Consider the following 12,962-nt stretch of genomic DNA (forward strand, 5'->3'; position numbering starts at 1 on the left):
GTATAAAAATAAACAAATGAATGAATCTGATAAAATAATTTGAAAAACATACAGAAGGCTTATTTATTTGGGATCATTGTAATATTTTTTTGTAGCGATAGCGTCAGGTAAGTATTGTTGTTCTACGTAATTTCCTTCATATGAATGAGGGTATTTATAATCAATACCTCGAGATTCTGATCCTTTATAATGTGTGTCCTTTAGATGGTTAGGAACTTGTCCGATATCAATAGTTTGGACATCAGCGATGGCGGCATTAATTCCCGCATAGCAGGCATTGCTTTTTTTTGAAGTCGCTATATAAGTTGCAGCCTGAGCTAAAATTATTTTACTTTCGGGCATACCTACTCGTTCTGCAGCGAGCATTGCGTTTGTTGCTAAAATTAGAGCCATAGGATCGGCATTGCCAACGTCTTCGCTTGCACAAATCATGATTCTTCTAGCAATGAACTTTATGTCTTCGCCGGATTCTAACATTCTGGCTAAATAATGAAGTGTCGCATTTGCATCAGAGCCACGCATACTTTTAATAAACGCAGAAATTACATCATAATGGTTGTCACCTTTTTTGTCATAGTTTAAAATTTTTTTTTGCATGCATTCACTGGCAACTTGGGCGGTTATATTAATTTTTCCATCCGCACTGCGTTCTGTAGTAAGTGTCGCTAATTCAAGAGCATTTAAAGCTGCGCGAGCATCACCAGCTGCATGTGTCGCAATGAATTCTGCGGCTTGGTCAGTAAGTATGGCATTATATACTCCTAGTCCTTTGTCTGTATCTGTAATAGCACGCTGTAAAATTGTTATAATATTTTCATTGGTAAGAGAATGTAACTCAAAAATTAATGAACGAGATAGCAGAGCACGATTGACTTCAAAATAAGGATTTTCAGTCGTTGCCCCTATTAAAATGATGGTGCCGTCTTCTGCGTAAGGAAGCAATGCATCTTGTTGAGCTTTATTAAATCGATGTATTTCGTCTATAAATATAATAGTATGTTTACTAGAAGTTGCTAATGAATCTTTTGCGTTTTGAACTAATCTGAGAATATCGGCTTTTCCGCTAGTAGTAGCATTTAATGTTTCAAAGTGCGATGTAGTAGTTTTAGCAATAACTTTAGCAATAGTAGTTTTTCCAGATCCTGGGGGACCATAAAAAATCATAGATTGTAATTTATCGGCGGTAATGGCACGATGTAGTAGTTTTCCTTTTGCTAAAATATGTTCTTGGCCAACGATCTGGGCAAGAGTAACAGGTCGTAATTTTAAAGCAAGTGGTGAATCAATATTTTTTGTTCCTATATAATCAAATAAATCCATAATTAATTCCTCATCTATAAGTCAAGTTACATAAGAGAGTATGGACAAATTGAAAAGATAATATACAAAATTGCTTGAAAAATTTATTGCTGTTTGATAAACTGTTTAAAATATAAAAAAGAAGAGGATTTTACAAATGAAAAAAGAATTTACAAAAATGCAACAGATAGAAAGAAGTCTGATTACAACATATAAAAAAACAATTTGGTCTAAATTTGTGAAAGCAATTAATGAGTATCAACTTATAAAAGATGGAGATAAAATTGCTGTGTGTATTTCAGGAGGGAAAGATTCATTCGTGTTAGCAAAATGTATGCAAGAGCTTTTGCGTCATGGTCGTAACAATTTTGAATTAGTATTTTTGGTAATGAATCCAGGATATTCAAATCAAAATAGAGAACTTATAATAGAAAATGCAAAATTGATGGGCATTCCTATTCAGATGTTTGAAAGTCCGATATTCACTGTAGTTGCAGATGTAGGTGGAAATCCTTGTTATTTGTGTGCAAGAATGAGACGAGGATATCTGTATAAAGAGGCGCAGCAGCTTGGGTGTAATAAGATTGCACTAGGGCATCATTTTGACGATGTTATAGAAACAACTTTGATGAATATGTTATATAGTGGCGAAGTAAAAACGATGATGCCAAAATTGAAAAGTCTAAATTTTAAGCCAATGGAATTGATACGTCCACTATATATGGTTAAGGAAAAAGATATATTGGCATTTAAGGATTATAATAAACTGATGTTTTTGCAATGTGCGTGCCTTATGACTGAGAAAATTGCTAATGATAATGTGGATTCGAAGAGACAAGAAATGAAAAAATTGATTCAAAATTTCAGAAAAATTAATCCTCATATTGATAGAAATATTTTTCAAAGTATGCATAATATAAATCTAGATACAGTGCTTGGAACTAGAACGAACGGAAACGTTAAATCTTTTTTAGATAATTACTAAACAGATGTAATAAATGACATATTTTGGGGAATACTCTTTCAAAGAAATCAACTTAATGCCCCAATAAATTAAATGGATAATACGTGTGTGTACTTGATTTTATGATATATTTTTGATAATATACTAAAGAATTTAAATTATTATAAAGGGAGCTTAATATGAAATTTTTAGTTGATTTACACACTCATACGCTTTCAAGTGGACATGCGTACAGTACATTCGATGAAAATGCTAAATTCGCAAAAGAAAATGGAATAGAACTATTAGGAATCTCAGATCATGCACCAACAATGCCAGGTGGTGCTCATCTATATCATTTTACAAATGCAAAAGTCATTCCGCAAGAAGTATATGGGATGAAAGTTTTGCGTGGTGTAGAATTAAACATTATTGATTATAATGGTACGGTTGATTTAGCAGACAGTATAATAAAAAGCTTAGATTATTCTATAGCAAGCTTACATCCGCCATGTATAAATTTTGCGGATATAAAAAGTGTGACATATGCAGTTTTAGAAGCCATGCAAAATCCTCTGGTTAATATCATTGGTCATCCTGGAGATCAGCGATATCCACAAGATTTATACGAGCTTGCTAGAATGTCAAAAATGACCAATACATTGTTAGAAGTGAATAATGCGTCACTAGATGCATCTTGTTTAAGAGTGGGAGTTAGAGAAAGTTTGATAGAGCTGCTACACTATTGTAATGATTTCGATATGCCTATTATAGCAAATACTGATGCACACATTTGTTATGAGGTGGGTAATTTTGAGAAAACGATTTCTTTTTTAGAGGAAATTCAATTTCCAAAAGAATTAATATTAAATTTATATCCGGATAAAGTGCTAGAATTTTTAGAACTAAAGAAATAATTATGAGGTAAAAATGAATAAGGAAAAAAAGCTAATTAAAGACTTGTATAATGCAATATTGAAACTTAAAACTATAGAGGAATGTGATTTATTTTTTAAAGATTTATGCACCCCTAATGAACTAAATGCATTTGCTCAAAGATTGGAAGTTGCAAGATTGTTATTACAAAATAAGACATATGTAGAAATACAACAAGTTACAAATGCTTCCACTACCACGATAAGTCGAGTAAATCGCACTATCGTGGATGGGGCGAAAGGTTATGAGTCACTATTATAAAATATATTTTACAAATATTTAAGGAGAACAAATGAATTTAAATGATAGGCAAAAAAAGGCTGTTCAGCATGTGAACGGCCCGCTTTTAATACTGGCTGGAGCAGGATCCGGAAAAACTAGAGTGCTAACTCAAAGAATAGCAAATTTGATTGAAAACCATCAGGTGCAACCTTGGGAAATATTGGCAATAACATTTACCAATAAGGCAGCTGCGGAGATGAGAGAAAGAATGGCTAATGATGTGGGAGAAGATGTGCTTAAAAATATGTGGATTAGCACATTTCATTCCATGTGTGTACGAATATTGAGAAGATTTGGTGAAAGTATAGGCTATACCAAATATTTTACGATCTATGATAGTGCAGAACAAAAAATTACTATAAAAGATGTAATGAAAGAAATGAATATAAATGAAAAAGAGTTTCAGGTAGGAGCAGTTTTTTCACACATAAGTAGTAAGAAAAATCAATTTATTTTACCAAGACAGGCACTGAAAGAAAGTGAGGGAAATTTTCGAGAACATATTATAGCTAAAATTTATGACGCATATCAAGATAAGTTATACGAAAATAATGTAATGGATTTTGATGACTTATTAGTAAATGTGTGTATTTTATTTAATAATCATCCAGATGTGTTAAGTTTTTATCAAAATAAATTTAAATATATTTTGGTAGATGAATATCAGGATACAAATTGTGTGCAGTATGAATTAATAAGGCAGCTTGCTGACAAACATAAAAACTTATGTGTAGTGGGTGATGATGATCAAAGTATATATGGATGGAGAGGAGCAGATATAAGTAATATTCTAGAATTTGAAAAAGATTTTGAAAATACAACAATAATAAAGTTAGAACAAAATTATCGTTCTACAAAAAATATATTAGAAGCTGCAAATGCAGTTGTTAAAAATAATGAAAATAGAAAACCTAAGGTGCTTTTTACAGATAATGAAACAGGTGAGCAAATTGAGTTATATGTTGTAAAAAATGAATATCGTGAAGCCGATGTTATTGCAGCTCAAATATCTAAGGATTTAAGCGAATATAGAAGAGATTATAAAGACTTTGCAATATTATATAGAACAAATGCACAATCAAGAGTTTTAGAAGAGAAGATGATACAAAGTTCGATACCATATAGAATGTTGGGTGGAGTGAGATTTTATGAGCGTAAAGAAATAAAAGATTTAGTTTCATATTTAAAAATTATAGTTAATGCACAAGATGATGTTGCGGCTAGAAGAATTATAAATATTCCAAAGCGAGGAATTGGAGCGGCAAGTATTGATAAAATTCAGCAAGCAGCAAATGATTATCAAGTAAATTTTTATGAAGTAGCAAAAAATATTAGACAATTTGGAATTTTAGGAAAAACTGCGACTGAAAAAGTTTCAGTCTTTGCGAATTTAATAGAAGAATTAAAAGAATTGGCACAAGAAGAAAATATTCTGGCATTATTGCAAGCTATTATAGTAAAAACAGATTATAATAATTTTTTAAAGGAAACTGAGCCAGAAGATGCCGCAGATAGGATTTTGAATGTTCGAGAATTTGTTTCAAAGGCTGCCGCATATGTACAATCGAATGAAGAAGCAAATCTGAATAATTTTTTGGAAGAGATTACATTGGTAGCAGATGTGGATAATTATGACCAGAATAGTAATGCTGTTGTGTTAATGACACTGCATAGTTCAAAAGGTTTGGAGTTTCCAGTGGTGTTTATGCCAGGGTTGGAAGAAGGGTTATTTCCGAGCCATATGAGCGCATCTGATGAAGATAAAACAAAGTTGGAAGAAGAGCGACGTCTTTGTTATGTGGGAATAACTAGAGCTAGAGAAAAATTATATATTTTACAAGCTGAAGAACGAATGACATATGGACAAATTAAAGCAGTGGAGCCATCGAGATTTATAGCGGAACTTCCAGCTGAGGTAATAAGAATTAATAAAGTGTTTGCGTCAAAAAAATATGCTAAAAAAAATAATTATGAACCTACGAAAAAATCGGATATTGAGTTCAAAATCTGGAATCCACATAAAAAAATGGAATCAACCATAATAGAGGATTTTGTGACAGGAGATATAGTAATGCATCGTATGTTTGGTAAAGGTACGGTGATCGAGAAAATGAAGAAGAAAGAGGACATTTTTGTAACTATAAAATTTGAATCTGGAGAATTTAAAAAGCTTAATACTAAATTTGCCAAATTACAGAAGGTGTAAAATGAATAAGTTAGCAAGGATGAAAGAATTAGTAACACTATTAGACAAGGCAAATTTTGCGTATGAGCAAGAAGATACAGAAATCATGTCTAACTTAGAGTATGATAAATTAGTTGTAGAATTGGAAGAACTAGAAAAAGAACTGGGTATAATTTATGGAAATAGTGTGACTCAAAAAATTGGGCACACTGTTAGTAATGAATTGGTAACAAAGAGCCATGATACTTCGATATTATCTCTTGATAAGACAAAAAAAATTGATATATTGCAAAACTTTTTAGGCAATGAAGAAGGATTACTCTCTTATAAATTAGATGGGTTGACAGTGGTAATTAAGTATGATAATGGCAATTTAATAGAGGCAGTAACAAGAGGCGATGGCCAAGTTGGAGAAGATGTAACAGCAAACGCAAAAACTTTTAGGAATCTACCTCTTAAAATAAAATATAAAGATAAATTGACCATTAGAGGGGAAGCAATTATCACAAACTCTAATTTTGCAAGAATTAATATGGTAGAAGATAACAAATATAAGAATCCGCGAAATTTATGTAGTGGAAGTGTAAGGCAACTCGATTCTAGTGTAACAGCAAAAAGAAACATAGATTTTATTTGTTTTGCTGTAATGAAATGTGATAAAAATTTTGTTACAAAAAAAGAAATGTTAAAATTTTTAAAGCAGCAAGGATTTGCTGTCGTGGAAGCAGAAGTAGTGACTGATAAAACTCTAAAAACAGTGGTTGAAAAATTTACAGCTAATATAACGAATAAAGACTTTCAAGCAGATGGATTGGTTTTGTCTTTTAATGATATAGCATATAGCAAATCATTGGGAGTAACCTCAAAGTTCCCTAAGGATTCTATGGCATATAAATGGAAGGATATACAAAAAGAAACAATTCTTGAAGCAATAGAATGGAACACATCTAGGACAGGAAAAATAAATCCAGTAGCTGTTTTTGCAGCTGTTGATTTGGAAGGAACAACTGTAACACATGCAAGTATTCATAATATTTCTATGGTAGAAGAATTAAAATTAGGATTAGGGGACAGAATAATAGTTTATAAGGCAAATATGATTATTCCACAGATTTTGGAAAATTTATCTCAAACGGGACCGGTTGCTATTCCAAATGTGTGTAGTAAATGTGGTGGAAATACTATAATTAAACAAGAGAAAGAAACTAAAACCTTATATTGCGGTAATCCGAATTGTCTAGAAAAACAACTTAAACAATTAGTACATTTTGTATCAAGGAATGCAATGGATATAAAAGGGCTTTCAGAAGCAATATTAGAAAAGTTACCTATTAATGATGTAAGTGAAATTTATAGTATAGAGAAATATAAAGATGAAATTATTTCTATGAGAGGATTTGGTGAAAAATCTTATACAAAGCTAGTTAAATCGATTGATAAATCTAGAAAAGTAGCTTTGCATAGATTTGTGACAGCCTTAGGAATACCTCAAGTAGGAGTAGAAAATGCAAAATTAATATGTAAATATTTTGTGGATAATTTAGATGCAATTCGTGCAGCATCTGAAGAAGAGTTGCACGATATTGAAGGAATTGGATCTTTGATAGCTAAAGAGATTTATCGATATTTTAATAATGAAGAAAATAAACAATTAATAGATAAATTATTGATGGAGATAAAATTTGAACAAAAGGAAACTAATTCATCGAGTTCTTTAGATGGCAAAGTATTTGCGATTACAGGTAAATTAAATTATTTTGAAAATAGGCAAGCTTTACAGAAAAAAATTGAACAATGTGGTGGAAAAGTTAGTGAATCTATTAGCAGCAAAACTAGTTATTTGATTAATAACGAAATAAATTCAACATCTAAAAAAAATAGTAAAGCACACGAGTTGTCAATACCAATTATAAGTGAAGAAGATTTTGTTAAAATGTTATAAGTAGTTAGGGAGGTATTGTAATGGAACAAGTGATTATATTTGTAGCACAAAAAAAATTAGAAGATAGTGATAAAGCAATTGCAGAAGGATTAGAAGAGTTGAGAGAACTGGTTGAAACTGCAGGTGCGAGTGTTATTGGTGAATTGATTCAAAAAGTAGATAAAATTAATGCAAAACACTACCTTGGTACTGGTAAAATTGAAGAATTGAAACTATATATTGAAGAAGTTGGAGCTACTGGAGTAGTGTGTGATACAGAATTATCTCCACTCCAAATGAAAAATTTATCTGAAATATTAGATACTAAAGTTATGGACAGAACATTAATTATTTTAGATATTTTTGCACAAAGGGCAACATCTAGTGAAGGAAAATTGCAAGTTGAGATGGCACAGCTTAAGTATCAGTATTCTAGATTGGCAGGAACAGGTATTTCAATGTCTAGACAGGCTGGAGGTATAGGAAGTAAAGGACCAGGAGAGAAAAAATTAGAATTAGATAAGCGAAATATTAGAAAAAGAATGGATGTCTTAGAAAAAGAATTGGCAGAAGTAAAACGTCATCGTGAAATCATTAGGAAAAAACGTGTAAAAGAAGAAGTTAGAGTAGTTTCAATAGTAGGCTATACAAACGCAGGGAAATCAACGCTGCTTAATGTTCTTACAGGAAGTGACATATATGTTGAAAAACAGTTATTTGCAACGTTGGATACTACTACTAGAAAAGCAATATTACCGTCGGGAACAGAAGTTCGTTTTGTAGATACAGTAGGATTTATTAAAAAATTACCGCATCAGCTTATAAAAGCTTTTTATTCAACTTTGGAAGAAGTAAGGTATTCTGATATAATAATTCATTTAATAGATGCATCAAATGAGCATAATGAAAGTCATATACAGGTTGTAGAAGAGACTCTTAAAAATTTGAAAATTGAAGGGATACCAGTTTTAAAAGTTTATAATAAAGTTGATAATGAACAAGTTTATATAGAAGAATTAGAAAATCTTACTATTTCAGCTAAAACAGGATTAAATTTGGATAAATTACAATTGAAAATTGAAGAAATTTTATATGATGAAATGAAAAAATTTACAGCAGTCGTACCATATACTAAAAATGATATTGTGGCATATTGTAATAAATATGGAGAAAAAATAGTAACATATTATCAAGAAAATGGCGTAAAGATTACTGGCTTTTTACATTTTAGTAAAATTTATAAAATTAAGCCGTTTATTTCAGTGGAATTAGAATAGGATAAATGATAAAAAATATCGCATTTAATGACATTAAACTAGTTAAGACAGCATTGATATTCCTGGATTTGGTATAAAATTTAACAGTAAATAAATTTTTTGTCGATTATTTGACAACACATGTATTTTATGCGATATTTTTTTCTGTCATTTTTTTAATATTTGTGCTATAATCAATTTAGAAATAGAAAAATACTAAGGATAAGGTGATTATGAAATGTATGAAAAAGTTATGATAGGTGAACAGATAATTGATGGTAGGAAGCACACATATTATTTATTAGAAAAAAATTTAACATATGGTATAGAAATAGCTGCGGAAGATTATGAAAAATATATTTGCTCTCAAGTGTATTTTACAGAAAATAAAATGTTTGCTAATCAATTATGTAACAAAATATGTCAAGGAACTGTAACAGTTATAGGCTTGGAAGATGTAATTGATGATATAGTCGCCTAATTATAAAAAAGTAGAGAGGTATGGGTTATTCCCTATACCTCTTTTATTTACATTATTATAGATTTGATTCCTAGATTATTAGAAATACATTTTTCAATTTCAAACATTTTCTCAGATTTAATCGAGGCCAGGGGAGTTGTAGAAATAATTCTTTGTTTGGATATAGTACGCATTTGATCAGCTAATATAATACTATCTTTATCAATACCTTCATAATCAATTTTATCAATATAAATATGAGTAGGAAGTTTTTTACGTCTAGGTTTTGTACTTAGAGGAACACAAATAATATTTGGACTAAATTTATTGCCTATGTCATTTTGGATAATTACAACAGGTCTTATTCCACCTTGTTCACTGCCTACTACATCTTGACCAAGATCAGCAATATATACATCTCCTCTCTTGAATTCAATTAAATTTACTTCGTTTACTGACATATAATTTTCCTTTCTATATAGATAAATTTACCCTTTTGTCTGTATAAATGTCAGGACTATATCAGTCGTAAATTTTATCACGGCTTCTTAAAGATTATTATGTATGTTAAAAATAAAAGATGAGACAAAAAAAACAGGGTATTTACTAAAATAAGTATACTTCCTTTGAGAATTTTTGTCAAATAAAAAAGCTGTTATATCAATAAGAATAACAGCTTTTAAAATATAATTTAATTAATTTAATTTGAGATGATAGCTATGGTAACAGCTTGCATTTGTGGAGGAAGAGACATAGTCATAGTAGGACCATAAGTAATAGTAACGATTTGACCAGCTTTAAGTTCTGTTGCTGGAACAGTTTTATTATTTTTAGTTATAAGAGTATCTGGTGTAATGTGAAAGATTTCTTCTTGATTACGAGTTTCACCAATTCGAATACTAATATTGTTATTATTTTCGAGAACTTCTGTAATTTTTACTGATTCTCTGGCGGGCATTATTTCAGCAACTATAAAATCTGCAGTTTCTTGATTAATGGTACTATCTGTTTGAGGATTGATAGCATAGGCCGCTGCTTGTGGTACACGAGATCTAGTCATAGAAGGTGAATGATAGACTTCTACAATCATACCTTCGTGCATGTTTTCAAATTGACTAATACCATTGGCAAAAGAAGTGAGATCACTGATATTTAATACAATGTAATTATCTATATTATCATCTTTTCCAACAGGTAAAATCGTAATTTGTTTAAGTTCGGTATCGACAGTTTTAATGGTTGCACGATCAATTTTAACTGCATTTTCAGGTATTATAGTTGTTGGTTGATTGATAAGGGTAGGTGAAGAATTTGTAGTTGACTTTGATATGAGTTTACCATTTTGATCATATTCATATACGATTGGGGCAGGTATCACATGGTTTGGATCTGGTAACATAACTGTGCCATCTATTCTAGGATTTATAATATACGCAGCTGTTTGCGGTACTCGTGACTTAGTTATAGAAGATGAGTGATATACCTCTACAATCATACCTTCGTGCATATTTTCAAATTGACTAGTACCATTGGCAAAAGAAGTAAGATCACTGATATTTAATATAATGTAATTATCTAAATTATCATCTTTTCCAGCTGGTAAAATGGTAATTTGTTTGAGTTCTGTATCAATAGTTTTAATAGTTGCACGATCGATTTTTATTGCATCTTCAGGTATTTTAATATCCAAATTCATAGAATGAACCTCCATTTGATCGAATGGGATAAGTGGGCTAAGAACTGTTGGTAGAATAAGTATCTGTCCTTCGTCAATTAACTGTAATTCCATGCCAAAATTTTTTCTTAAAAAATCGAGAGATATAAATATGTTTTCATTTTGAGTAATTAGATCTTTTGAAGTTAGTATGTTTGTTGGAATATCTACTGATGTAGGTAATATTGGCGTAGGTGTTACATTAATAGTTAAATCCGGTGTAGTGTTTTCTGGAGCTATGTCTAATGTCATTACTCCATCGATAGGAGTTATATTGTTTGGAAGTAATTGTGCAAAAGTTGGTGTTCCAAGAGATAAGATTGTTAATCCAATAAATAATTTTTTTATTTTCATTGTAGATTCTCCTTAATTATTATTTGCCTTTATACTAGTCAGACGCGGATTTTTTTTTATGTTCCACTTTTTTTTAATTTTTTGAAAATCTCGTATCGTATGTAATAGATAGTTTCATTAAAACAAAAAAAGACTATTGTATATTTATACAATAGTCTTTTTTTTAATAATAAGCGGGTGATGGGAATCGAACCCACGTAACCAGCTTGGAAGGCTGGTGTTCTACCATTGAACTACACCCGCAAAATATAATATATTGAATATGCGGATGAAGGGAGTCGAACCCTTACACCCTGCGGCGCTAGATCCTAAGTCTAGTGCGTCTGCCAATTCCGCCACATCCGCATACAAATGAGCCACCCGGGGCTCGAACCCGGGACCACTTGATTAAAAGTCAAGTGCTCTACCTACTGAGCTAGTGACTCGCAAATCAGGGCTAGAAGGATTCGAACCTTCGAATGCAGGAATCAAAATCCTGTGCCTTACCGCTTGGCGATAACCCTACAGGTTTAAATACAAACAATAACCCTTTTAAACTACTTATATAATAGTTCAAATGGTCGCTATAGGGTTCGAACCTATGACCCTCTGCTTGTAAGGCAGATGCTCTCCCAGCTGAGCTAAGCGACCGTAATTTTGGCAACCATCTATCCTCCCTAGTCGTCTCCAACTAAGTACTGTCGACCTTCTCAAGCTTAACCATCGTGTTCGGTATGGGAACGGGTGTTTCCAAGAGACGTATCATCACCAAAAAATAAATAAATATTAAACACTCAAAAACAAATACTATTAACTATATAAATATTAACTATACAAAACCCATTTTAAATTAGGTCAAACCCTCGAACCATTAGTATTGGTCAGCTCGAATGTTACCATTCTTACACCTCCAACCTATCTACCTTGTAATCTGCAAGGGGTCTTACTTCTTACGAATGGGAAATCTTATCTTGAGGTCTGTTTCACGCTTAGATGCCTTCAGCGTTTATCATATCCAGACTTGGCTACTCTGCTATAGACTTGGTAGTCTAACAGATGCACCAGCGGTCCGTCCAACCCGGTCCTCTCGTACTAAGGTCAGCTCCTCTCAAATTTCCTACGCCCACGACGGATAGGGACCGAACTGTCTCACGACGTTCTGAACCCAGCTCGCGTACCGCTTTAATGGGCGAACAGCCCAACCCTTGGAACCTGCTACAGCTCCAGGATGCGATGAGCCGACATCGAGGTGCCAAACCTCCCCGTCGATGTGAACTCTTGGGGGAGATAAGCCTGTTATCCCCGGGGTAGCTTTTATCCGTTGAGCGATGGCAATCCCACTTTCATACCACCGGATCACTAAGTCCTACTTTCGTACCTGCTTCATCCGTCGATGTCACAGTCAAGCAACCTTATGCCTTTGCACTCTTCGAATGGTTTCCGACCATTCTGAGGTTACCTTTGAGCGCCTCCGTTACTCTTTCGGAGGCGACCGCCCCAGTCAAACTGTCCACCTGACATTGTCCCAAATCCGGATAACGGATTATGGTTAGAAGTTAAGTATTACAAGAGAGGTATCCCAACGTTGGCTCCATCAATACTGGCGTACTGACTTCACAGCCTCCCTCCTATC

The 12,962-nt window shown here is 32.5% G+C and carries 10 protein-coding genes, 5 tRNA genes and 2 rRNA genes (1 of these 17 only partly in view); 7 read left to right on the plus strand and 10 right to left on the minus strand.

From position 1 onward, the window contains the following. Positions 1-63 precede the first annotated feature (63 nt). Complete coding sequence (locus tag PCY70_RS08070) at positions 64-1,320, minus strand: replication-associated recombination protein A (protein ID WP_305766948.1); 1,257 nt, start codon at positions 1,318-1,320, stop codon at positions 64-66. 136 nt (positions 1,321-1,456) lie between these two features. On the opposite strand from PCY70_RS08070, the gene PCY70_RS08075 reads away from it, so the two are divergent. The 7 genes from PCY70_RS08075 (at position 1,457) to PCY70_RS08105 (ending at position 9,303) form a co-directional block, all read left to right on the plus strand. Then, positions 1,457-2,284: a tRNA lysidine(34) synthetase gene (locus tag PCY70_RS08075; RefSeq protein ID WP_305766949.1), complete on the plus strand. Its 828-nt coding sequence runs from the start codon at positions 1,457-1,459 to the stop codon at positions 2,282-2,284. A 158-nt stretch (positions 2,285-2,442) separates the two neighbouring features. Then, the gene (locus PCY70_RS08080) at positions 2,443-3,159 is read left to right on the plus strand and encodes a phosphatase (protein ID WP_305766950.1); all 717 of its coding nucleotides are present in this window, start codon (positions 2,443-2,445) and stop codon (positions 3,157-3,159) included. A 13-nt stretch (positions 3,160-3,172) separates the two neighbouring features. Beyond that, entirely contained in the window at positions 3,173-3,439 is a 267-nt protein-coding gene (locus tag PCY70_RS08085) for a YerC/YecD family TrpR-related protein (RefSeq protein ID WP_029488026.1), read from the plus strand. Between the two features lie 31 nt (positions 3,440-3,470). Next, positions 3,471-5,666 (plus strand): ATP-dependent helicase, encoded by a 2,196-nt coding sequence (locus PCY70_RS08090; RefSeq protein WP_305766951.1) that lies wholly within the window; start codon positions 3,471-3,473, stop codon positions 5,664-5,666. A 1-nt stretch (position 5,667) separates the two neighbouring features. Further along, positions 5,668-7,587, plus strand: a complete 1,920-nt coding sequence (gene ligA / locus PCY70_RS08095) for an NAD-dependent DNA ligase LigA (RefSeq protein ID WP_305766952.1) — start codon at positions 5,668-5,670, stop codon at positions 7,585-7,587. Between the two features lie 20 nt (positions 7,588-7,607). Beyond that, on the plus strand, positions 7,608-8,843 hold the full coding sequence (hflX, locus tag PCY70_RS08100) for a GTPase HflX (RefSeq protein ID WP_305766953.1): 1,236 nt from the start codon (positions 7,608-7,610) through the stop codon (positions 8,841-8,843). Positions 8,844-9,060: 217 nt separating this feature from the next. Then, positions 9,061-9,303, plus strand: a complete 243-nt coding sequence (locus PCY70_RS08105; RefSeq protein WP_010167195.1) for a DUF6514 family protein — start codon at positions 9,061-9,063, stop codon at positions 9,301-9,303. A gap of 47 nt (positions 9,304-9,350) precedes the next feature. On the opposite strand, the gene PCY70_RS08110 is transcribed toward PCY70_RS08105, so the two are convergent. From PCY70_RS08110 to PCY70_RS08150, 9 genes are all read right to left on the minus strand, one after another. Next, complete coding sequence (locus PCY70_RS08110) at positions 9,351-9,743, minus strand: type II toxin-antitoxin system PemK/MazF family toxin (protein ID WP_010167196.1); 393 nt, start codon at positions 9,741-9,743, stop codon at positions 9,351-9,353. Positions 9,744-9,982: 239 nt separating this feature from the next. After that, positions 9,983-11,350 carry a hypothetical protein gene (locus PCY70_RS08115; RefSeq protein WP_305766954.1) on the minus strand — a complete coding sequence of 456 codons (1,368 nt, stop codon included), beginning with the start codon at positions 11,348-11,350 and terminating at the stop codon, positions 9,983-9,985. Between the two features lie 172 nt (positions 11,351-11,522). Beyond that, positions 11,523-11,593, minus strand: a tRNA-Gly gene (locus PCY70_RS08120). A 20-nt stretch (positions 11,594-11,613) separates the two neighbouring features. Further along, positions 11,614-11,695: transfer RNA gene (locus tag PCY70_RS08125), tRNA-Leu, on the minus strand. A 7-nt stretch (positions 11,696-11,702) separates the two neighbouring features. Next, positions 11,703-11,775, minus strand: a tRNA-Lys gene (locus PCY70_RS08130). Between the two features lie 6 nt (positions 11,776-11,781). Beyond that, positions 11,782-11,853: transfer RNA gene (locus tag PCY70_RS08135), tRNA-Gln, on the minus strand. 54 nt (positions 11,854-11,907) lie between these two features. Further along, a tRNA-Val gene (locus PCY70_RS08140) sits at positions 11,908-11,980 on the minus strand. 4 nt (positions 11,981-11,984) lie between these two features. Then, positions 11,985-12,102, minus strand: a 5S ribosomal RNA gene (gene rrf / locus PCY70_RS08145). A gap of 78 nt (positions 12,103-12,180) precedes the next feature. Next, a 23S ribosomal RNA gene (locus PCY70_RS08150) occupies positions 12,181-12,962 on the minus strand (it continues 2,113 nt past the right edge of the window).

The sequence above is a fragment of the Candidatus Epulonipiscium viviparus genome (assembly GCF_030708075.1).
GTDB lineage: Bacteria > Bacillota > Clostridia > Lachnospirales > Cellulosilyticaceae > Epulonipiscioides > Epulonipiscioides viviparus.